Source organism: Simplicispira sedimenti (assembly GCF_022760965.1).
In the GTDB taxonomy this organism is placed as follows: Bacteria; Pseudomonadota; Gammaproteobacteria; order Burkholderiales; family Burkholderiaceae_C; genus Simplicispira; species Simplicispira sedimenti.
The window spans coordinates 238,544-259,956 of sequence record NZ_JAKVIJ010000004.1 but is presented as its reverse complement, the minus strand read 5'-3'; the positions used below and the strand labels follow the sequence as shown (position 1 = coordinate 259,956).

Below are 21,413 nucleotides of genomic sequence, written 5' to 3'. Positions count from 1 at the left end.
GGGCCGGGAAAGGCAAAAAACCGGCCTGATGGAGCGCTGAATTTCAAGATGCGGAAATTGACGGAAGAGCCGCGCCAGGGCCGGGGGATTCAGGCCGCAGGTGGGGGAGTATTTCAGCAGCCTGCTAGTTTCGCCAGAACAAGCGTGCAGGGTTTTGCGAGGTTTTTATACTTTGATATTTGCTCAGGGTATCGACTGCAAGCTCAAGCTGTAAGCCATTTTTTTAGAAGAAATCTGTGTCCAGAACATCCCGTGCCGTTCAGCTTATCCTGTAAGTTCTGCGGAATGAATTACGCTAAAAATCATGCCCTCCGACGCAAACGCAAAACTCAAGAAGCGGTTACTGGAAATCGATGAGGTTATCTCGGCCCGCGATGGCTCTATGCCGTTTCGTGTGGAACCCAACACCGACAATGGCTGCATCCATGCGGGCAGCGGGTGCCCATGATCGGGGGGTGAAGTGAGTGTTGGAGTGGAGGCGCTGTTCACCAGCGCGTTGGGCTTGGTGGCACCGTGGGAAGTAGTCAAGGTGGACTTGGACACGGCCAAGCGACGCATTGATTTCGAGGTTGGGTGCAACGCCAAGCTGCTGGACTGCCCTCAGTGCAACGCGCCCGCGCAGCGCATCCATGACCGACTGCGGCGCTCGTGGCGACATCTGGACTTCTTCCAATTCGAGGCGTGGCTGCACGCCGATGTGCCACGTGTGGCGTGCGGCGGCTGCGGCAAGACCACGCAGGTGAGCGTGCCGTGGGCGCGCGAGGGTTCGGGCTTCACCGCGCTGTTCGAGGCCTTGGCTCTGTCGCTTTGCCGAGAGTTGCCGGTGCGCCAGGCGGCCGAGCTGCTGCGCTGTGCAGACAAGCCGCTGTGGCGGCGCCTCAAGCACTACGTTGACCAGGCCCGGGAGTTGGACGACATGAGCACGGTGCGCACTGTGGGCATCGACGAGACCAGCCTGAGGCGCGGGCAGCACTACATCACCGTAGTACACGACCTGGAGGCCAAGCGACTGCTGTTTGCTACCGAGGGGCGAGACCACCAGACGGTGGTGGACTTCGCCGAAGACTTGAAAGCGCATGGCGGTGATCCGGCAGCCGTGCGCCACGTCTGTCAAGACATGAGTGCGGCGTACACCAAAGGCGTGGGTCTGGCGCTGCCCGATGCAGCCATCAGCTACGACCGCTTCCACGTCATCAAGCTGGCCATGTCGGCAATGGACGAGGTGCGGCGCACCGAATGGCGCGAACAACCCAGAGCGGTGGAGCGGGCCTTGGGCGGTGCTGATCGCAAGGTGCTCAAGGGCCTGATGTGGGGCATGCGCAAGAACCCGCAGCGCTGGAGTGCAAGACAGATCGACGCGATGCACTGGCTGCAGCATTCCACGTTGAAGGAGGCGCGGGCGTGGCGGCTGAAGATGGCGCTGCGTGAGGTGTATGCCGCAGCGATCGAGCACAACAACCCCGATCAGGCCGAGACGGATCTGCGAGCCTGGCTGAGCTGGGCACGCCGCTCGCGCTTGGAGCCTTTCAAGAAGTTGGCAAAGACCCTGAGCGAACACTTCGCCGGGGTGATCAGCGGCATGGTGGACAACCGCTCCAATGCCTTCGTCGAGGCCATGAACGGCTTGCTGCAGCAGGCCAAGCGCGCCGCCCGCGGCTTCCGAACGGCCGACAACTTCATCGCCATCGCTTACCTGCGCATGTCCAAGCTCGCACATCTACCGGCTCATCCATTCACCCAGGCGGTGGCCCGTTGAGATTGGCGCATTCCACACGAAACGGCATAGAGCCCCCGCGATGCTATCTGCCCTGCCGGTGCAGGAAAACCCGCTCTGCAAAAAGGAGCCGCAGTTATAAAAGCAGGAACAACTCTTCTTGTTGTTGCAGACCATATTGAAAAACAAACGGGAACGCGTCCGTGGTGATTTCTAACCTGCAGTTCCAGTGCGACGCTCCACCGGCACATTGGCTCCGTGTTCCTGAGTAAGCTCATTAGGCATCATCATGGAAAAGGCGCCGCTGTTTCGCAAAGTGAATACCACCGCGCACGGGGTCCATCACCGTGTCGGTGGTGACTTCCGTGAGCACCGTAAGAAAGAAGTAGGGGATCAACCGGAAAAGTTACGTCAGGGAATGCACGGCCGCAAGCATAGAGGGCTGGACTACACCCCGCTCTTCCGATTCCTTCTCTCGAAGGTCGGGGAAGAATGGAACTCTGTCTATTCCGAGGCAGTCGCACGCCTTGATCGTTCAGAGCCAATCTTCTGGCTAGTCGCCCTTCACTCAGCAGACGAGCAAGACTATGTACGAACTGGTGAATCTAGCTACTTCAGCGGGTTGCGCGTCGATTCGAACGGAACGCTACAGCGTGTCAATCCAAAGGTAGATGCCAGCAGCCTCGCGCCACTTTGCAAGTGCTGCACACACACATTCAACGGGGTACGCTTCACCCGCTTATTTGATCCAGATGTCGTTCCTGGTTCATCGGCGTATCGCGTGGCCTAGCCTTTATTCCAGCGGACTGCCTTCGGCAGTCGCTGAATTCGAACGCTGAGTGTCCGCTTTTCCTTGTTCTCACAGGTGCCGGAAGCGCATTGATTTGCTATTGATTGAATAGCTCGTCGCGCTCAGCCAACAAGCGCCAGAGGCCGATTCGGCTTGAAATATTCGCGCTTAACCTTACCCCCACGCCCCCGCCACCAACCGGCTGTAATGCACCCCCGGCCGGCCCAGCAAGCGCTCGAATTCCGCCGGATCGCTCACGTTGTCGCTGTCCAGCAGGGCCAGCGATTCGCTGCACCAGGGCACCGAGGCGGGCAGTAGGTCGCCCAGGCGGGCGCTCAGGCGCGTCAGCGGCAGGGGCAGGCGCATCACGAGTGCGGGGCCGTGGCCTTGCTGCTGGCGCAGGCTGGCGACGAAGTCGGCCATGCGCAGGGGCTCGGGGCCGGTGCAGGCCACGGTGCCGGTGCGCTGCAGGGCCGGGCCGAGCAAGGCCACCACGGCGGCGGCCAGGTCGTGCACCGACACGGGCTGGATGCGTGCCGTGAGCATGGGTGCGGGGAACACCACCACGGGCAAGCGGGCCAGGGTCATGAACAGGGCGCTGCTGTCGCCGCCTTTGCCGAACACCACGCTGGGGCGCAGGATGACGGGGTCGATCTGTCCGGCATCGGACAGGCTGCGCAGGCAGGCTTCGGCGGCGAGCTTGGTGCGCGCGTAGCGCGTGGCGCTGCCGTCGATGCCCAGGGCCGAGATCTGCACCACGCGGCGTACGCCCGCCTGGGCGCAGGCCTGGAACAGGGCGCAGGGGGTGTGCTGGTGCACGGCGTCGATGGGGCGCGCGGGGCTGTCGCGCAGCACGCCCACGGCATTGACCACGGCGTCCATGCCCTGCAGCCGGGGCAGCCAGGCCTCGGGCGTGGTGTCGCGGGCAAAGTCCATGGGCACCTGGTCTGGCTGGAGCTTGGCCTGGGCGCTGCGGGGGGATACCCCGGCGTGCACCTGGTGCCCGGCGGCGCGCAGGGCGGCATGCAGGGTCTGGCCGATGAATCCGGTGGCGCCGGTCAGAAGGATGTGCATGGTGGTGTGGGCTGGGCTTCGGATGCGGTCACCTTACACCCATGGCGTGGTGTGTGGCTCGGTGGCGGGTGGATTCAGGGGTTGGTGACACGGATATTGCCCTGGCGGACGGGGCTGGGTGCTTGACAGGCTTGCTAAGATCAAAATGCATGCCTTGCCAGCGCTCGCCAGCCAGCGCATTCTTCGCAGATCCCTGTTTGGGGATATTGATAAAAATACCTTCTAGGGCAAGCGCAATAAGCGTTAATAGCTATGATTTTGATAGCAATCATCACGGCCACTCTGGCTGCCGGGATCGGCAGCGTGTGGCTTGCCGCCGGGCTTTTGAACACCGGGCTGGGCACGCGGCCCGACGGTGTGGGCACGCGCCATCTGCTGAGCCTGGCCGCAGGTGCACTGCTGGCCACGGCCTTCATGCACCTGCTGCCCGAGGCGTTCGAGAGCCAGGCCGGGGCGCATGAGCTGTTCACCACGCTGCTGGTGGGCCTGGTGTTCTTCTTTTTGCTGGACAAGGCCGAGCTGTGGCACCACGGGCACGAGCACCACGACCCGGTGCAGGGCCAGCACGACCATGTCCATGGCCACGGGCACGACCATTCACACGGTCACGCGCATGGCCATGAGCACCATCACCACCACGCCGCGCCGCAGGGCGGTGGCTGGACGGTGCTGACCGGCGACAGCGTGCATTGCTTTGGCGACGGGGTGCTGATCGCGTCGGCCTTCCTGGCCGACATGCGTCTGGGGCTGGTGGCGGCGCTGTCGGTGCTGGCGCACGAGGTGCCGCACCACATGGGCGATCTGGTGGTGCTGCGCCAGAGCAGCGCCAGTCGCCGCATCGCGCTGGTCAAGGTGTCGTTGGCGGGGGCGGTCACGGCATTGGGCGGGGTCGCGGGCTACTTTCTGGTGGGGCAGTTGCACGACTGGCTGCCGTTCTTTCTGGCCGTGGCGTCCAGCAGCTTTGTCTATGTGGCCCTGGCGGACCTGATTCCGCAACTGCAGCGCCATGTGTCTGCGCGCGAGACGGCGTTTCAGATTTTCTGGCTGCTGCTGGGGATGGCGGTGGTCACCCTGGTCAGCGGCGCTGCGCACAGCCACTGACGGTGGCAGGGGCTGGCGCACCGCGCTGGGCGGATGTCGGTATGGTCAGCGCCCGATGGCAAACACGGCGGGCGTGTGCTTGTCGGGGCCGTCGGGCTGTGCGCGCCACTGGCGCACGGTCTGGCTGCGCGTGCGGGCGCTGGCCAGGGTCAGGCCGCTGCTCACGGCCAGGTGGGTGCCCGGCTGCAGGGTTTGCAGCAGGGCCTGGAGCAGGGCGGCGTTGCGGTAGGGCGTCTCGATGCACAGTTGCGTTTGGCCGCTCTTGAGCGCCAAGGCCTCCAGTGCGCGGATGCGCTGGGCGCGTTCGTCGGCGTCCTGCGGCAGGTAGCCCACAAAGGCAAAGTTCTGCCCGTTGAGCCCGCTGGCCGCCAGCGCCAGCAGCAGCGACACCGGCCCCACCAGCGGCACCACCTGCAGCCCCAGTGCGTGCGCTGCACGCACCACCGAGCTGCCGGGGTCGGCCACGGCGGGCATGCCCGCTTCGCTGACCAGGCCCATGTCGTGCCCGGCCAGGGCGGGGGCGAGCAGGGGGCGGGCGTCAAACGGCGCTGAGCCTTTGTCGCCGTGGTCGCCTTTTTTGTGCACTTCACGCGGCAGCTCGGTGATGTGCTGTTCCTGCAGGGGCAGCGCCAGCGGGTGCAGCGCGTCGATGCGCTTGAGGTAGGCGCGCGTGCTCTTGGCGTTCTCGCACACCCAGTGGGTGATGCGGGCGGCCGTGGCCAGCGTGGCGTCGGGCAGGGCGTCGCGCAGGGGTGCTTGTGGCTCGCAGCCAAAGTCCAGCGGTGCGGGAACCAGGTACAGACGGCCGGGGGTAAGGGCGGGCGTGTTCATGGCAGCGTGAGGCCTGCGGCGCGCAGCATGCGGCATGTGCGGATCAAGGGCAGGCCGACCAGGGCGGTGGGGTCGTCGCTGAGGATGGCGTCCAGCAGGCTGATGCCCAGGCCTTCGCTCTTGGCGCTGCCGGCGCAGTCGTAGGGCTGTTCGGCGTGCAGGTAGCGTTCGATCTCATCACCCGTCAGCGTGCGAAAGCGCACTTCCACGGGCGCCAGGTCCACCTGTTCAAAGCCGGTGGCGGCGCAGACCACGGCCACGGCGGTCTGGAAGACGACGGTTTCGCCGCTCATGCGTTGCAGTTGTGCGCTGGCGCGCTCGTGCGTGCCGGGCTTGCCCAGGGGCTGGCCGTGCAGGTCGGCCACCTGGTCGGAGCCGATGACCGCGGCGTCGGGGTGCTGCGCTGCCACGGCGTGGGCCTTGGCCAGTGCCAGGCGCAGGGCCAGTGCGCGCGGGGTTTCGCCTGGCAGGGGGGTTTCGTCCACGTCGGGTGCCGCCACTGTGAAGGGCAGGCCCAGGCGCTGCAGCAATTCGCGCCGGTAGCGCGAGGTGGAGCCCAAAACCAGAGTGCGAACAAGGGGGGGGGATTGATGCATGGCGCGATTCTCTTACACTGCACGCATGACCAAGGAATTCCACCCCGACCGGCTCGACGCCAAAGCCTTTGTGCTGGCAGGTGCGCGCCTGGAAGGGCACGAGTCCCTGCTCAAGTACGAGCGCCTGGCGCAGGAGGCCAAGGGATTGCATCCCGACCTGCGTGTCGATTGGGTGGCGGTCGGCGAATGGCGCCCCGAAGTCGGCAACGAAGCTGGGCAGCTCTGGATGCATTTGCAGGCCCGCGCGGACTTTCCCATGGTGTGCCAGCGCTGCCTGGGGCCGGTGGATGTGCCGCTGCAGGTGGATCAGTGGTTCCGCTTCGTCGCGGACGAGGCCACGGCCGAGGCGCTGGACGATGAGGTTGAAGAAGACCTGCTGGCCCTGAGCCGTGAGTTTGATCTGCACGAGCTGATCGAGGACGAGCTCCTCATGGCCCTGCCGCTGGTGCCGCGCCACGACGAGTGCCCGGACCCGGTGCAGTTGTCCGCCAGCGACGAGGACTTTGATTCCGCCAGTGCCGAGCGCCCCAACCCCTTTGCCGCGCTGGCGAGCCTGCGCGTTGGCAAAAAAGACACCTGACGACAGCTTTGGGCTATAATCGAGGGCTTCGCGCGAATCCCCTCGTGTCTTGAATGGGCTGATCGCGTTTTCCACCAACACCTTTTGAAGACCAGGAGCCCATCATGGCCGTTCAGCAAAACAAAAAGTCGCCTTCCAAGCGCGGTATGCACCGTTCGCACAATGCCCTGACGGTGCCCGGCATTGCCGTGGAGCCCACCACGGGCGAAATCCACCTGCGCCACCACATCAGCCCCAACGGCTTTTACCGTGGCCGCCAGGTGCTGAAGAACAAGTCCGAAGCCTGACCCTGTCTCTGCCCGAGGCCGAGTCTCTCAGGGCCCGTAGCTACCGTTTCGTAGCACGGGCCTTTGTCGTTTGTGCGCCCTGCGCACCCCACCGGGCCGCTGAACCGGCCAAGACCCTGTTGCATGATCACACTGGCTGTTGACTGCATGGGGGGCGACCACGGCCCCCATGTCACATTGGCGGCGTGCCGCCACTTTCTGGACGCGCACGCCGATGCACGCCTGCTCTTGGTGGGTCTGCCCGAGGCCTTGCAGGGCTTTGCCCATGAGCGCGCCACCCTGGTGCCTGCCTCCGAAGTGGTGGCCATGGACGACCCCGTCGAAATTGCCCTGCGCCGCAAGAAGGACTCGTCCATGCGCGTGGCCATCGTGCAGGTCAAGGAAGGTGCGGCTGATGCCGCCGTGTCGGCCGGCAATACGGGCGCCTTGATGGCCATTGCACGCTACGTGCTCAAGACGATGGACGGCATCGACCGCCCGGCCATTGCCTACCCGCTGCCCAATGCGTTGGGCGGTTCGACTACGGTGCTGGACCTGGGTGCCAACGTGGATTGCACCGAGCGCCACCTGCTGGAGTTTGCCGTGATGGGCTCGGCGCTCGATACCGTGCTCAAGGGCAAGGAGCAGCCCAGCGTCGGTTTGCTCAACATTGGTGCCGAAGCGATCAAGGGCAGCGAAGTGATAAAAAAGGCGGGTGAATTGCTGCGATCTGCGGCCAACTCCGGCGATCTGAACTTTTTCGGCAATGTCGAAGGCAACGATATCTTCAAGGGAACGACCGATATCGTGGTCTGTGACGGCTTTGTGGGCAATGTGGCGCTCAAGACCAGCGAAGGCTTGGCGGCCATGGTGGGCGGATTCCTAAAGCAGGAGTTTTCGCGCAACATTTTTACGAAAATTGCAGCGATCGTTGCCTATCCGGTTCTATCTGCATTCAAAAAGCGCGTGGACTACCGTCGCTACAACGGTGCGGCGCTGCTGGGTCTGCGTGGGCTGGTTTTCAAGAGCCACGGGTCTGCCGATGAGATGGCTTTTGAGCAGGCTTTGAACCGGGCGTATGATGCAGCCCGCAACAACCTGCTGGATCGCGTCCGTCGGCGGATTGCCAGTGCAGCACCTTTTCTGCTGCCGGAGGCAGACAAGACCGAGGCCGACGTGGCGCCAGCGCCACTTCAATGACACGCTATTCCCGAATTACCGGCACCGGCAGTTACCTTCCGCCGCGCCGGGTGACCAATGCCGAACTGGTGGCCGACCTGGCCAGCCGCGGCATCGAGTCATCCAACGAATGGATTGTGGAGCGCACGGGCATCCAGGCGCGGCATTTCGCCGACGCTGCAGTTGCCTGCAGCGACCTGGCGCTGGAGGCGGCGCGCCACGCATTGCAGGCCGCCAGCCTGCGCGCACAAGACATTGACCTCATCATCGTCGCCACGTCCACGCCGGACATGGTGTTCCCCTCCACTGCCGCCATCCTCCAGCACAAGCTGGGCGCCTCGGGCTGCCCGGTCTTTGATGTGCAGGCGGTGTGCAGTGGCTTTGTCTATGCCCTGACGGTGGCCGATGCCATGATCCGTGCCGGCACGGCCCGGCGTGCGCTGGTGGTGGGATCCGAAATCTTCAGCCGCCTGCTGGACTTCAACGACCGCACCACCTGCGTGCTGTTTGGCGATGGTGCGGGCGCTGTGGTGTTGGAGGCGTCCGAGACGCCGGGCATTCTGGCTTCGGATCTGCATGCCGATGGACGCCATGTGGGCATTCTGTGCGTGCCGGGCCATGTGTCCGGCGGTCAGATCGCAGGGCGCCCCTTGCTCACCATGGACGGCCCCGCCGTCTTCAAACTGGCCGTGGGCGTGCTGGAAAGCGCGGCGCGTGCCACGCTCGACAAGGCAGGCCTGAAGGAATCCGACATTGACTGGCTGATACCGCACCAGGCCAACATCCGCATCATGCAGGGCACGGCACGCAAGCTCAAGCTCCCGCAGGAGCGCATGGTGGTTACCGTGGACCAGCACGGCAACACCTCGGCGGCGTCCATCCCCTTGGCACTGGACTATGCCGTGCGTGCAGGGCAGATCAAGGAAGGCGAGACGGTCATGCTCGAAGGCGTGGGCGGCGGCTTTACCTGGGGTGCTGTGCTACTAAAAATGTAGCTGCTTGCGCTTGATGCATAAGCGCTTGAGCCTGTTTTTGTCTATTTTTCTGATTGGCAATGAAGAACTTCGCATTTGTCTTTCCGGGCCAGGGCTCGCAGGCCGTGGGCATGCTTGATGGCTGGGGTGATCACCCCGCCGTGGCGCAGACGCTGCAGGAAGCGTCCGACGCCCTGGGCGAAGACGCGGGCCGCTTGATCCACGAGGGCCCCAAGGAAGTGCTGGCCCTGACCACCAACACCCAGCCGGTGATGTTGGTGGCAGGCGTCGCGGCATGGCGCGTCTGGTGCGCCGAGGGCGGTGCTTTGCCCGCCGCCGTGGCCGGCCATTCGCTGGGTGAATACTCTGCGTTGGTGGCGTCCGGTGTGCTCACGCTGGCCCAGGCGGCGCCGCTGGTGCGCTTGCGCGCCGCCGCCATGCAGGAGGCCGTGCCCGTGGGTACTGGCGCCATGGCCGCCATTCTGGGGCTGGATGCTACAAAAGTGATAGCTGTTTGCGCCGAAGTGACGGCCGCCATGGGCCACAACGGCACCGAAGTGGTCGAGGCCGTCAACTTCAACGACCCGGCCCAGACTGTGATCGCCGGCAGCAAGGCGGCCGTTGAGAAGGCCTGCGAGGCCCTCAAGGCCGCAGGCGCCAAGCGCGCACTGCCGCTGCCGGTGTCGGCACCGTTCCATTCCAGCCTGATGAAGCCCGCCGCCGAGAAGCTGCGCGCCGCACTGGCCGCCACCCCCCTCGCAGCACCGCAGATCCCGGTGCTCAACAATATTGACGTGGCCGTGCAGCAGGACGCCGACGCCATCCGTGACGCGCTCTACCGCCAGGCCTTCGGCCCCGTGCGCTGGGTGGAGTGCGTGCAGGCGCTCAAGGCCCGCGGCACCACGCACATCGTCGAATGCGGCCCTGGCAAGGTGCTGGCGGGCATGACCAAGCGCATCGACGCCGAACTGACGGGCGCGGCACTGTACGACCCGGCCACCCTGAATGAAGTGAAGGAACTGCTGGCATGAGCGAATCCACCGTAACCCCCACCGTGGCGCTGGTCACGGGTGCCTCGCGCGGCATCGGCGCCGCCATCGCATTGGAACTGGCCGCACGCGGCCACCAGGTCATCGGCACCGCCACCACCGACGAAGGCGCTGCGCGCATCACCCAGGCGCTGGCGGCCTATCCCGGCTGCCGGGGCGCAAACCTCAACGTGAACGAGGCTGCAGCGGTTGATGCGCTGATCGACGGCATCGTCAAGGGCCAGGGCGGACTGCATGTGCTGGTGAACAACGCCGGCATCACGCGCGACCAGCTCGCCATGCGCATGAAGGACGACGACTGGGACGCCGTGCTGGACACCAACCTCAAGGCCGTGTTCCGCGTCAGCCGTGCCGCGATCAAGCCCATGATGAAGCAGCGCTACGGCCGCATCATCAGCATTACCAGCGTGGTGGGTGCATCGGGCAACCCTGGCCAGGCCAACTACGCTGCCGCCAAGGCGGGCGTGGCGGGCATGACGCGCTCGCTGGCGCGCGAGCTGGGCAGCCGCCACATCACGGTCAACTGCGTGGCGCCGGGCTTCATCCAGACCGACATGACGGCCGAGTTGTCCGAAGAGCAGCACAAGGCCCTGCAGGCGCAGATTCCGCTGGGCCACATGGGCCAGCCCGCCGACATTGCCCACGCCGTGGCCTACCTTGCATCGCGCGAGGCGGGCTATGTGACCGGGCAGGAACTGCATGTCAACGGCGGCATGTACATGTAACAAAAAAACACGCCGGTTCATCCGTGCGGCGGGCGGTTCGGGGGAGGCTTCCCCTGAGCGGCTAGAATCGCGGATCCATTCACAACCCCCAGAGGGAAACCATGAGCGATATCGAAGCACGTGTCAAAAAGATCATTGCCGAACAACTCGGCGTTGAAGAGTCTCAAGTCACCAATGAAAAGGCCTTCGTGGCTGACCTGGGTGCCGACTCGCTGGACACGGTGGAACTGGTGATGGCGCTGGAAGATGAATTCGGCATCGAGATTCCCGACGAGGACGCCGAGAAGATCACCACGGTGCAGAACGCCATCGACTACGCGCTGGCCCACCAGAAGTCCTGAGCGGCGCGCGAGGCGCCGTCCCCTCCCTAGCGATCAGCACAAGGTTTTCACGCATGAGCCGTCGTCGCGTTGTCGTGACCGGCCTGGGTTGCATCTCCCCCGTGGGCAATACGGTGGGTGATGCCTGGGCCAACCTCCTGGCCGGCCAGTCCGGTATTGACCACATCACCAAGTTCGACGCATCAACCTTTGCCTGCAAGATTGCGGGCGAGGTCAAAGGGTTCGACCTGGAGTCCTACATCAGCGCCAAAGAGGCGCGGACCATGGACAGCTTCATCCACTATGGCATCGCCGCCGCCGACCAGGCCGTGCGCGATGCGGGCCTGCCCACGGGCGAGGCTCTCGGTGAAGAGCAGGCCACCCGCATCGGATGCATCATCGGCTCGGGCATTGGTGGTTTGCCGCTGATCGAGAACACCCATGTGGAGTTCATCAACCGGGGGGCGCGGCGCATCACGCCGTTCTTTGTGCCGGCATCCATCATCAACATGGTGGCGGGCCATGTGTCCATGCGCTTTGGCTTCAAGGGGCCGAACCTGGCAGTGGTCACGGCCTGCACGACGGGCCTGCACTGTATTGGTGAAGCAGGCCGCATGATCGAATACGGTGATGCGGACGTCATCGTCGCTGGCGGCACCGAGGCCACGGTCTCTGCGCTGGGCATTGGTGGCTTTGCCGCCATGCGCGCGCTGTCCACCCGCAACGAGGACCCCAAGGCCGCGTCCCGTCCCTGGGACAAGGACCGTGACGGTTTTGTGCTGGGCGAAGGTGCGGGCGTCATGGTGCTGGAAGAGTACGAACACGCCAAGGCGCGCGGCGCACGCATTTACGCCGAATTGAGCGGCTTTGGCATGAGTGCCGACGCGGGCCACATGACCGCGCCCAACATGGACGGTCCCCGCCGCGCCATGCTGGCTGCCTTGCGCAACGCGGGCATCAATGCGGACGAGGTGGCCTATCTCAACGCGCACGGCACTTCGACGCCGCTGGGCGATGTGAATGAAACCAACGCCATCAAGGCAGCGTTTGGCGACCATGCCCACAAGATGGTGGTCAGTTCCACCAAGTCCATGACCGGGCACTTGCTCGGGGGGGCAGGTGGTGTCGAAAGCATTTTCACGGTGCTGGCGCTGTATCACCAGAAGATTCCGCCGACCATCAACCTGGACAACCAGGATCCGGAGTGCGACCTCGACTACTGCGCCAACACCGCGCGGGACCTGAAGTTCGACGTCGCTGTGAAGAATAATTTCGGCTTTGGTGGCACCAACGGCACGTTGGTGTTCCGCAGGGTCTGAGTCTTTTCCCTGTTCCATGCCCGCCTTGCAATGAATCTGGCGGCCACGCGCTGGCGCGCGCCTGCGGTTCTGTATCCCGTGGGGCGCAGTGCGGTGTTGGCGGCAGGGTGCGGGTCAATCGCCTTTGGCGGTTTGCTGGCTGTGGGCTACTGGGTTGCACAAGGCGCCTGGCGCCATCCGTGGTGGGTGGTGGGGGCGGTCTTTGCCACTTGGAGCGTGGTAGTGGCGCTCGCTCTGCGTTTTTGGCGCGCGCTTCCGACGGGCGATCTGCACTGGGGCGGGGCACATTGGGAGCTGAAGAGCGCTGGCCGATCCGTCGATGGTGCCTACCTGTGCGTGCATGCCGATCTGCAGCGCTTCATGCTGGTGCGCTTGGAGTCGGCGGATCAACCCCCATGTTGGCTCTGGTTGGAGCGCCGGGCGCACCCCGAACGCTGGAACGACCTGCGCCGTGCGGTATATTCGCGCGCCGAGACGGCTGGCATCAACATGCCTCTGGATCCTTCGCCGCCTGCCGGGTGAGGGCCTGTGAATTCCATTCCCACCCATGACCGACCCCACGCCCACTTTGCCGCAGGAAACCCCCACCGACAGTGACCTGCTGCTGGTCGAGCGCACCGTGGCAGGCGATCTGCGGGCCTACGACTTGCTGGTAATCAAGTACCAGCGACGCATTGAGCGCCTGATTGGTCGCATGGTGCGCGACAGCGACCTGGTGCAGGATATTGCACAGGAGACCTTTCTGCGTGCCTACCGGGCACTGCACCAGTTTCGCGGTGAGGCGCAGTTTTACACCTGGCTGTACCGTATCGCCGTCAATACCGCCAAAAAGGCGCTCATGGACCTGAAGCGCGATCCGGTGGTGTTTGAGGGCGCATTGCGCAGCAGCGATGCGGAGGAAAATGAAACTTCTCGTATCGGCCCGGAACTAACCAGCGACGAGACCCCCGAGACGGTGTTGGCCGCCCAGGAAATCGCTGCTGCCGTCAACGCCGCCATGGAGGCTTTGCCCGAGGACTTGCGCCAGGCTGTGACCTTGCGCGAGATCGAGGGCCTGAGTTACGAAGAAATTGCCACCGCCATGGCCTGCCCGATTGGCACGGTGCGGTCGCGCATCTTCCGTGCGCGGGAGGCAATTTCGGCGCGTGTGCGCCCCTTGTTGGAAAACCGCACCGGCAAACGTTGGTAGCGGCTCGAGGCAAGAAAGATGTGGATGGCACAGAAAAGCAGGTGAGAGCATGGACCAGGAACTGAAAATGCGTGAACACTTGTCTGCGTTGGCAGACGGCCAACTGCCGACGGAAGATTGGCACCAGGCCCTGCATTACGCAGAGCAAGAGTCGGGGCGCCAGGCATGGCAGGAGTACCACGTGATTGGGGATGTGCTGCGTTCGCCGGAACTGGCCCACCATGCACATGACAGCCAAGCGTTTCTTGCCAATCTGCACCAGCGCCTGGCACAGGAATCGGTGTACCCGCAGCATCCCGCGAACTCAGGTGTGCTCCCATCCGAGTCTGCTCCCGGTGTGGGGCGTGCCGAAGCTGCCAACCAGGCCTTGTTCCGCTGGAAGATGGTGGCAGGCCTTGCGTCCTTGGCTGCGGTGTCGGTGATGGGATGGAACGTTTTTGAAGCGACCCGGGGGGGGGCGGTGGGCGCCCAGATGGCTGCTGCGCCTGCTGCTGCGATGGCGGCGGGTACCCAGGTGGCTGCTCAGCAGTCTTCACAAGAGCCCGTGATGCTGCGTGACCCCCGGCTTGACGAACTGGTGGCTGCCCACCGCCAGTCCCGTGGCGCAGCTGCGCTGCAGATGCCGGCGCGCTTCCTGCGCAACGCCAACCTGGAAGAGCCGCAGCGCTGAAAAGGTCTCCTGGGCATGCCCACTCGGTTGGGGGCAAGTGCGCCGCCATCACGGCACTTGCGGAACCAATGGGCGTCGCGCATTTCTGATGGAGCATGCCGACCTTGGCGTCGGCTGTCCAAGACATGACGAAAGGCAATCCATGAATCCAACAATTGCAAAGCAATGGAATGTGCTCGCCCTGGCCGCAGCAATGGGCCTGGGTTTGGCTCTGGGTCCCACCGGCGTGGCGCGCGCCCAAGGCACTGTCCCCGCGGCGTCCTCGGTGCGCGGTCTGCCTGATTTCACGGATCTTGTTGAGCTGGTGGGGCCGTCGGTGGTGAACATCCGGACGACCGAGAAGGTAAGCAGCCGAGGTGGCTTCAATGGCATGGACGAAGAGATGCAGGAGTTTTTCAAACGCTTCGGTATCCCCATGCCCAATGTTCCCCGCCAGCAGCGTCCTCAGCGCCCGCAGGAGGAAGAGCAACCCCGCGGCGTGGGTTCGGGTTTCATCCTCAGCGCCGACGGCTATGTGATGACGAATGCACATGTGGTGGAGGGTGCCACCGAGGTCATTGTGACCCTGACTGACAAGCGCGAGTTCAAGGCGCGCATTGTGGGTACGGACAAGCGTACCGATGTGGCGGTCGTCAAGATCGAAGCCTCGGGTCTTCCTGCCGTGCGCATTGGAGATACCAGCCGCCTGCGGGTGGGCGAATGGGTAATGGCCATCGGGTCGCCCTTTGGTCTGGACAACACGGTGACGGCTGGCATTGTGAGCGCGAAGCAGCGCGATACCGGCGACTACCTGCCGTTTATCCAGACCGATGTGGCGATCAACCCCGGAAACTCGGGCGGGCCGCTGATCAACATGCGTGGCGAAGTGGTGGGGATCAACAGCCAAATCTATTCGCGTTCCGGCGGCTTCATGGGCATTTCGTTTGCCATTCCCATCGACGAAGCCATGCAGGTGAGCGATCAGCTCCGTGCGACCGGCCGTGTGACGCGCGGACGCATTGGGGTGCAGATTGGGCAGGTCACGCGGGATGTGGCTGAATCCATCGGCCTGGGCAAGCAACAGGGTGCGCTGGTCACGGGCGTGGAAAGTGGATCGCCCGCAGACAAGGCGGGCATCGAGGCTGGAGACATCATCATCCGTTTCGATGGCAAGTCAATTGACAAGCTGGCGGACCTGCCGCGCATGGTGGGCAACACCAAGCCGGGGACCAAGAGCACGGTCACCGTGTTCCGCAGAGGGCAGTCCAAGGATTTGTCCATCGTGATTGCCGAGGTGGAGCCCGACAAGACGGCGGTGAAAACTTCCGACCGAGAACCCCGTTCCAAGTCGTCGGCTGCGGCGCAGCAACTGGGGCTCACGATCTCTGATCTGAGCGAAGCGCAGAAGAAGGAGCTCAAGTTGCGTGGGGGCGTGCGGGTCGATGCTGCGTCCGATGCCGCCGCCCGTGCAGGCTTGCGCGAAGGGGATGTGATCCTGGCCATTGCCAACGCTGAGGTGGCAAATGTGAAAGACTTTGAAGCCGCCGTTGCACGCGCCGACAAGGGCAAGCCGGTCAATGTGCTCTTCCGCCGGGGCGAATGGGCGCAGTACGCGCTGATCCGACCATCGCGTTGAGCGCTGAACCGCTATCGCACCAGGGCGGCAAATCTCCCCAAACCCTGCCAAGCTTCAGGGCTTTGCAGGGTTGGGGTGCAAAGAGGTGGCTCCATGCCATTTGTTAGAATGCGCGGCGCCATTGGCAGTCATTTGGCATATCAAGGCCTCCGGATTTCGTCATTCGGGATGCGCATCGGCACTTCACAACTGCTCCACAGGACAACCACAGGATATTCTGTGGCAGCAAGGGTGCTTTGTGGATAAAATGTGCATAAGTACTTGTTGCCGCTCTGCAACGCCTCGGGCAGGCTGCGAAATCGTCATTTTCTGCGGGGCTTTTTGCCTACAATGAAGTTCCAACCATCGCAGTTGCCACAGATTGTTGGTTCAGGGCGCGTCTTCCGTCGACGCGCCCTTTTTTCTTGCCTGGCTTGGGGCCAGGTCTCTTTTTGAACGTGATTCCCGTTGATGAAACACATCCGAAATTTCTCCATCATTGCGCACATCGACCACGGTAAGTCCACGCTGGCCGACCGCCTGATCCAGCGCTGTGGAGGCCTGGCCGAACGGGAGATGGAAGCGCAGGTGCTCGACTCGATGGATATCGAGAAAGAGCGGGGCATCACCATCAAGGCGCAGACAGCAGCACTGCAGTACAAGGCGCGTGACGGTCAGGTGTACAACCTCAATCTCATCGATACGCCGGGCCATGTGGACTTCTCTTATGAGGTCAGCCGGTCGCTGTCGGCGTGCGAAGGGGCGTTGCTGGTCGTCGATGCGTCCCAGGGCGTGGAGGCTCAGACGGTCGCCAATTGCTATACCGCGCTGGACCTGGGGGTCGAGGTGCTGCCGGTGCTCAACAAGATGGACTTGCCGCAGTCGGACCCGGAAAACGCCAAGGCGGAAATTGAGGATGTGATCGGCATCGACGCGGGCGATGCCATTCCCTGCTCCGCCAAGACGGGAATTGGGATTGAGGAGATTCTCGAAGCCATCGTGGCCAAGGTGCCTGCGCCGCGCGGCAACCCGGATGGTCCGCTGCGGGCCATGATCATCGATAGCTGGTTCGATACCTATGTCGGCGTGGTTATGTTGGTGCGCGTGGTCGATGGTCAATTGCGCCTGGGTGAGCGCATCAAGATGATGGCCACGGGTGCCGCCTATGAGGCGGGCAGTCTGGGCGTTTTTACCCCAGCCAACTCTCCCCGCGATGCCTTGCGGGCGGGGGAGGTGGGTTATGTGATCTGTGGCATCAAGGAACTGCAGGCGGCCAAGGTGGGTGACACCATCACGCTGGAAAAAAAGCTGCCCAACAATGCAGGGCCGGCGGCGGAGGCCTTGCCGGGCTTCAAGGAGATCCAGCCCCAGGTGTTTGCAGGCCTCTACCCGACCGAAGCGAGCGCCTACGACCAATTGCGCGATGCGCTGGAGAAGCTCAAGCTCAACGACGCCTCGCTGCACTATGAGCCTGAGGTGAGCCAGGCGCTGGGCTTTGGCTTCCGCTGTGGCTTTCTGGGCCTGCTGCACATGGAAATTGTGCAGGAGCGCCTGGAGCGTGAGTTCGACCAGGACTTGATCACCACCGCACCGAGCGTGGTGTACCAGGTAGTCAAGCCCGATGGCGAGGTCATCATGGTGGAAAACCCCGCCAAGATGCCAGAGCAAGGCAAGCTTCAGGAGATCCGCGAGCCCATAGTGACTGTGCACCTGTACATGCCGCAGGACTACGTGGGGCCGGTGATGACCCTGGCCAACCAGAAGCGTGGTGTGCAGATCAACATGGCCTACCATGGTCGCCAGGTGATGCTGACCTACGATATGCCGCTGGGCGAGATCGTGCTCGACTTCTTCGACAAGCTCAAATCGGTTTCGCGCGGCTATGCGTCCATGGACTACGAGTTCAAGGAATACAGGCCCTCCGACGTGGTGAAGGTGGACATTCTCCTCAACGGGGAGAAGGTCGATGCGCTGTCCATCATCGTGCACCGCACGCAGGCCCAGTACCGGGGACGTGCCGTGGCGGCCAAGATGCGCGAGATCATCTCGCGCCAGATGTTCGATGTGGCCATCCAGGCGGCCATCGGCGCCAACATCATCGCGCGCGAAACCATCAAGGCCATGCGCAAGAACGTGCTGGCAAAATGCTACGGCGGTGACATCACCCGCAAGCGCAAGCTCCTCGAAAAACAAAAGGCAGGCAAGAAACGCATGAAACAGATCGGTTCGGTCGAAGTGCCTCAGGAGGCTTTCCTGGCCATTTTGCAGGTGGAAGACTGATGCAGGCCGTACAGATCTTCACGTCGCTGGTTCTGGCGGCGTTTGCCGGGTACATCGGTGCCTGGTACTTCGGCGCCATCGAGGGCAACTTCGCCTTGCTGTTGTTTCTGGCTACCGTGGTGACCGGGGCCTATTGGCTGGCAGAGCGCTTCTACTTTTTGCCCCAGCGCAAGCGTGCGGCCCAGGCCATCGAGGACGCTGCCGCACAGCGGCGTGCAGAACTGGATCGCATGGGCATTGCGCAGGTGGACATCGATGTGCGCGAGTCCAAGGAACGTCTGCTCATGCAGCCCTGGTGGCTGGACTGGACGGCGGGGCTTTTCCCAGTGATCGCTGCCGTGTTTGTGTTGCGCTCGTTCCTGTTCGAGCCGTTCAAGATTCCCTCGGGTTCCATGATCCCCACGCTGCTGGTGGGCGACCTGATCCTGGTGAACAAGTTCACCTATGGCGTGCGCTTGCCCGTCATCCACACCAAGATCACCGAAGGCAATGCGCCACAACGGGGAGACGTGGTGGTGTTTCGCTACCCACCGCAGCCGAGCCTGGACTACATCAAGCGCGTAGTGGGGGTGCCGGGCGACGAGGTGGCCTATCTGAACAAGCGCCTGACCATCAATGGCCAACCTGTCCCTACGCAGGATTTGCCGGATTACCTGGAGGGCGATAGCCTGCGCTACTTCAAGCACTTCGAGGAGCAGTTGGGTGAGCACCGCCACCAGGCGATCAGCTATCCCGAGGCGCCTGCGTTTGTGCAAGGGGCGAGCAAGTTCGCGCACCGAGACCAATGCCGCTACAGTGTCGAGGGGGTGGTCTGCAAGGTGCCCGAAGGCCACTTTTTCATGATGGGTGACAACCGCGATAATTCGCTCGATTCGCGCTATTGGGGTTTCGTGCCCGAATCTCACATCGTGGGCAAGGCTTTTTTTGTCTGGATGAACTTCGGCAACCTCAAGCGCATTGGTTCGTTCCACTGACACCGGCCCGGCAACGGCCAAATTCCAAAGAGGGGGTGACATATGCAAGCACAACGTACCACCAGCCCGGCACGCCAGCGGGGACTGTCGTTCATCGGGGTGATCTTTCTTGGTCTGTTCGCGGTGGCAGCCTTTGCGATCGGGGGGCAATCGATTCCGATATTTCTGGAGTATCAGGCGATCAGTAAGGCTTCGACCAAGGCAGCGCGTGAAAACTCAACTGTGCCCGATATCCGCGCCGCTTTTGACAGAGCTGCGGCCATCGACGACATCAGATCGATCTCTGGCAAGGATCTGGAAGTGACAAAACGCGGTGACAAGATCATTGTCTCGTTCAAATATTCGCGTGAAATTCCCCTGGCGGGGCCAGCCTATCTGGTCTATCGTTTTGAGAACTCGGTCAACTAGGTGTCCTCTCCCGCGCTAGCCTCGCTGCAATCCCGACTGCAGCACCGGTTTTCCGATCCATCCCTGCTGCAGCGTGCCGTCACGCACCGCAGCTTCAGTGCTGAGCACAACGAGCGCCTCGAATTTTTGGGTGACTCGGTGCTGAACCTAGCCGTCTCCACGCTGCTGTACCTCCGCCTGCAGGCACAAAACGAAGGCGATTTGTCGCGCGTGCGCGCCAATCTTGTCAAGGAAGGCACGCTGCACCAACTGGCCAAAGACCTGCGCCTGGACCAGGTGCTGCACCTGGGTGAGGGCGAAGCACGTTCCGGCGGTCACCAGCGCCCCTCCATCCTGGCCGATGCCCTGGAAGCCGTGATTGGTGCTGTGTACCTGGATGCAGGCTATGCAGTGGCTGAAGCGCTGGTGTTGCGCTTGTACGAGGCGGTGGAAATCAACCCGCAGATGCAGGCGGCCGCCAAGGATGCCAAGACGGCGTTGCAGGAGTGGCTGCAGGGCCGCAAAATGCAGCTGCCGCAGTACCGTGTGGTGGGCACGGCCGGTGTGGCCCACCGGCAGACCTTTGAAGTTGAATGCGCCATTGCCGAACTTGCACTGGCGCAACGCGGCTCGGGCGCATCGCGCAGGGCGGCAGAGCAGTCTGCCGCTGCGGCCATGTTGGCCACATTGAAAGCACCAAAACCATGAACCAAGATGCTACAAAAAATGTAGCTACCGGCGCCCCGCAGAAGGGTGCTCAGACCACCGATGATCTGGATGCGATGCTCGCGGCTGCAAGGCCCGGGGGGCAGGCCGCCGCGGCACCTGCGGCCGACGCACCGGGTGGCGCGGCGCAGCGCTGCGGCCTGATTGCCATTGTGGGCAAACCCAACGTGGGCAAGTCCACGCTGCTCAACGCACTGGTAGGGCAGAAGATCAGCATCACCTCGCGCAAGGCCCAGACCACGCGCCACCGCATCACCGGTATCCGCACCGTGGGTGCCAGCCAGTTTGTGTTTGTTGATACACCGGGTTTCCAGACCAAGCACAGCACGGCGCTGAACAAATCGCTCAACAAGACGGTCATGGGTGCCATCAGCGACGTGGACCTGATCCTCTTCGTGGTGGAGGCCGGCAGCTTCACCCTGGCGGACGCCAAGGTACTCTCGCTCTTCAAACCCGGCATACCCACGCTGTTGATCGCCAACAAGCTGGACACGGTGCACCGCCGTGCCGAGATCGCGCCCTGGCTGCGCGACATGCAGGAGCGCCATCCCTTCACCGAGTTCGTGCCCATGTCGGCCAAGAGCCGTGGCGACATCGAGAGGCTCTACGGCATTTGCGAGAAGTACCTGCCCGAGCAACCCTGGTGGTATGCCGAGGACGAGCTGACCGACCGCAGCGAGAAATTCCTGGCTTCCGAAACCGTGCGTGAAAAGCTCTTTCGTTTCACGGGTGACGAGCTGCCCTATACCTCCACAGTGATCATCGACAAGTTCGATGAAGAAAAAAGCAAGCAGCACAAGCGCCTGGTGCGCATAGCTGCGACCATTGTGGTGGAGCGCGATGGCCACAAGGCCATGGTGATTGGTGACAAGGGCGAGCGCCTCAAACGCATTGGAACCGAGGCACGCCAGGAGCTGGAAAAGCTCCTGGACGCCAAGGTATTCTTGGAACTGTGGGTGAAGGTGCGCTCGGGTTGGGCCGACGACGAGGCGCGTGTGCGTTCGTTTGGGTATGAATGAGGGGTACCCCCCTGAGGCCCTGCGGGCCTTCCCCCCGCTCTCGAATCGCTGCGCGA

Annotated in this window: 24 protein-coding genes; 21 read left to right on the top strand and 3 right to left on the bottom strand. The window is 63.2% G+C overall.

The genetic code is table 11. From position 1 onward, the window contains the following. From MJ602_RS06870 to MJ602_RS06860, 3 genes are all read left to right on the top strand, one after another. Window positions 1–357, top strand: a 357-nt coding sequence (locus MJ602_RS06870; RefSeq protein WP_243020102.1) for a hypothetical protein, incomplete at its 5' end; no start/stop codon positions are given. Between the two features lie 103 nt (window positions 358–460). After that, window positions 461–1,756 (top strand): ISL3 family transposase, encoded by a 1,296-nt coding sequence (locus tag MJ602_RS06865; protein WP_243020101.1) that lies wholly within the window; start codon window positions 461–463, stop codon window positions 1,754–1,756. Between the two features lie 247 nt (window positions 1,757–2,003). Further along, window positions 2,004–2,504: a hypothetical protein gene (locus tag MJ602_RS06860; RefSeq protein WP_243020100.1), complete on the top strand. Its 501-nt coding sequence runs from the start codon at window positions 2,004–2,006 to the stop codon at window positions 2,502–2,504. A gap of 174 nt (window positions 2,505–2,678) precedes the next feature. Here the strand turns inward: MJ602_RS06860 and MJ602_RS06855 are convergent, their stop codons facing one another. Continuing rightward, the gene (locus tag MJ602_RS06855) at window positions 2,679–3,578 is read right to left on the bottom strand and encodes an NAD-dependent epimerase/dehydratase family protein (protein ID WP_243020099.1); all 900 of its coding nucleotides are present in this window, start codon (window positions 3,576–3,578) and stop codon (window positions 2,679–2,681) included. A gap of 252 nt (window positions 3,579–3,830) precedes the next feature. On the opposite strand from MJ602_RS06855, the gene MJ602_RS06850 reads away from it, so the two are divergent. Beyond that, window positions 3,831–4,679: a ZIP family metal transporter gene (locus tag MJ602_RS06850; RefSeq protein ID WP_243020098.1), complete on the top strand. Its 849-nt coding sequence runs from the start codon at window positions 3,831–3,833 to the stop codon at window positions 4,677–4,679. A 45-nt stretch (window positions 4,680–4,724) separates the two neighbouring features. On the opposite strand, the gene MJ602_RS06845 is transcribed toward MJ602_RS06850, so the two are convergent. Further along, window positions 4,725–5,510 (bottom strand): SAM-dependent methyltransferase, encoded by a 786-nt coding sequence (locus MJ602_RS06845; protein WP_243020097.1) that lies wholly within the window; start codon window positions 5,508–5,510, stop codon window positions 4,725–4,727. Continuing rightward, window positions 5,507–6,106 carry a Maf family nucleotide pyrophosphatase gene (locus tag MJ602_RS06840; protein WP_243020096.1) on the bottom strand — a complete coding sequence of 200 codons (600 nt, stop codon included), beginning with the start codon at window positions 6,104–6,106 and terminating at the stop codon, window positions 5,507–5,509. The genes MJ602_RS06845 and MJ602_RS06840 overlap by 4 nt, the downstream gene beginning before the upstream one ends. A 25-nt stretch (window positions 6,107–6,131) precedes the next feature. Between MJ602_RS06840 and MJ602_RS06835 the strand changes: the two genes are divergently transcribed. The 17 genes from MJ602_RS06835 to era all read left to right on the top strand — a co-directional run bounded on the left by MJ602_RS06835 (window position 6,132) and on the right by era (window position 21,357). Further along, window positions 6,132–6,686: a YceD family protein gene (locus tag MJ602_RS06835; protein WP_162015379.1), complete on the top strand. Its 555-nt coding sequence runs from the start codon at window positions 6,132–6,134 to the stop codon at window positions 6,684–6,686. A gap of 104 nt (window positions 6,687–6,790) precedes the next feature. After that, window positions 6,791–6,973 carry a 50S ribosomal protein L32 gene (rpmF, locus tag MJ602_RS06830; protein WP_243020095.1) on the top strand — a complete coding sequence of 61 codons (183 nt, stop codon included), beginning with the start codon at window positions 6,791–6,793 and terminating at the stop codon, window positions 6,971–6,973. 123 nt (window positions 6,974–7,096) lie between these two features. Then, window positions 7,097–8,152: a phosphate acyltransferase PlsX gene (plsX, locus tag MJ602_RS06825; RefSeq protein WP_243020094.1), complete on the top strand. Its 1,056-nt coding sequence runs from the start codon at window positions 7,097–7,099 to the stop codon at window positions 8,150–8,152. Next, on the top strand, window positions 8,149–9,126 hold the full coding sequence (locus MJ602_RS06820) for a beta-ketoacyl-ACP synthase III (RefSeq protein WP_243020093.1): 978 nt from the start codon (window positions 8,149–8,151) through the stop codon (window positions 9,124–9,126). The genes plsX and MJ602_RS06820 overlap by 4 nt, the downstream gene beginning before the upstream one ends. A 59-nt stretch (window positions 9,127–9,185) precedes the next feature. Continuing rightward, window positions 9,186–10,136: an ACP S-malonyltransferase gene (fabD, locus tag MJ602_RS06815; RefSeq protein WP_243020092.1), complete on the top strand. Its 951-nt coding sequence runs from the start codon at window positions 9,186–9,188 to the stop codon at window positions 10,134–10,136. Then, window positions 10,133–10,879 carry a 3-oxoacyl-ACP reductase FabG gene (fabG, locus tag MJ602_RS06810; protein WP_243020091.1) on the top strand — a complete coding sequence of 249 codons (747 nt, stop codon included), beginning with the start codon at window positions 10,133–10,135 and terminating at the stop codon, window positions 10,877–10,879. The genes fabD and fabG overlap by 4 nt, the downstream gene beginning before the upstream one ends. A 101-nt stretch (window positions 10,880–10,980) precedes the next feature. After that, window positions 10,981–11,220, top strand: a complete 240-nt coding sequence (acpP, locus tag MJ602_RS06805) for an acyl carrier protein (protein WP_042425023.1) — start codon at window positions 10,981–10,983, stop codon at window positions 11,218–11,220. 53 nt (window positions 11,221–11,273) lie between these two features. Continuing rightward, window positions 11,274–12,518 (top strand): beta-ketoacyl-ACP synthase II, encoded by a 1,245-nt coding sequence (gene fabF, locus MJ602_RS06800; RefSeq protein ID WP_243020090.1) that lies wholly within the window; start codon window positions 11,274–11,276, stop codon window positions 12,516–12,518. A 30-nt stretch (window positions 12,519–12,548) separates the two neighbouring features. After that, window positions 12,549–13,040: a hypothetical protein gene (locus tag MJ602_RS06795; RefSeq protein WP_243020089.1), complete on the top strand. Its 492-nt coding sequence runs from the start codon at window positions 12,549–12,551 to the stop codon at window positions 13,038–13,040. Between the two features lie 25 nt (window positions 13,041–13,065). Further along, a complete protein-coding gene (gene rpoE, locus MJ602_RS06790; RefSeq protein WP_162015387.1) occupies window positions 13,066–13,707 on the top strand; it encodes an RNA polymerase sigma factor RpoE in 642 nt (213 codons plus the stop codon). A 49-nt stretch (window positions 13,708–13,756) separates the two neighbouring features. Then, entirely contained in the window at window positions 13,757–14,377 is a 621-nt protein-coding gene (locus tag MJ602_RS06785; protein ID WP_243020088.1) for a sigma-E factor negative regulatory protein, read from the top strand. Window positions 14,378–14,519: 142 nt separating this feature from the next. Continuing rightward, window positions 14,520–15,992 carry a DegQ family serine endoprotease gene (locus MJ602_RS06780; RefSeq protein WP_162015389.1) on the top strand — a complete coding sequence of 491 codons (1,473 nt, stop codon included), beginning with the start codon at window positions 14,520–14,522 and terminating at the stop codon, window positions 15,990–15,992. Between the two features lie 450 nt (window positions 15,993–16,442). After that, entirely contained in the window at window positions 16,443–18,251 is a 1,809-nt protein-coding gene (gene lepA / locus MJ602_RS06775) for a translation elongation factor 4 (protein WP_243020087.1), read from the top strand. Further along, the gene (gene lepB / locus MJ602_RS06770; RefSeq protein WP_162015391.1) at window positions 18,251–19,225 is read left to right on the top strand and encodes a signal peptidase I; all 975 of its coding nucleotides are present in this window, start codon (window positions 18,251–18,253) and stop codon (window positions 19,223–19,225) included. Before lepA ends, lepB begins: the two co-directional genes overlap by 1 nt. Before the next feature lie 42 nt (window positions 19,226–19,267). Then, window positions 19,268–19,633 carry a DUF4845 domain-containing protein gene (locus tag MJ602_RS06765; protein WP_243020086.1) on the top strand — a complete coding sequence of 122 codons (366 nt, stop codon included), beginning with the start codon at window positions 19,268–19,270 and terminating at the stop codon, window positions 19,631–19,633. Then, window positions 19,634–20,320 carry a ribonuclease III gene (rnc, locus tag MJ602_RS06760; protein ID WP_243020085.1) on the top strand — a complete coding sequence of 229 codons (687 nt, stop codon included), beginning with the start codon at window positions 19,634–19,636 and terminating at the stop codon, window positions 20,318–20,320. Beyond that, window positions 20,317–21,357, top strand: a complete 1,041-nt coding sequence (era, locus tag MJ602_RS06755; RefSeq protein ID WP_243020084.1) for a GTPase Era — start codon at window positions 20,317–20,319, stop codon at window positions 21,355–21,357. The genes rnc and era overlap by 4 nt, the downstream gene beginning before the upstream one ends. Window positions 21,358–21,413 lie beyond the last annotated feature (56 nt).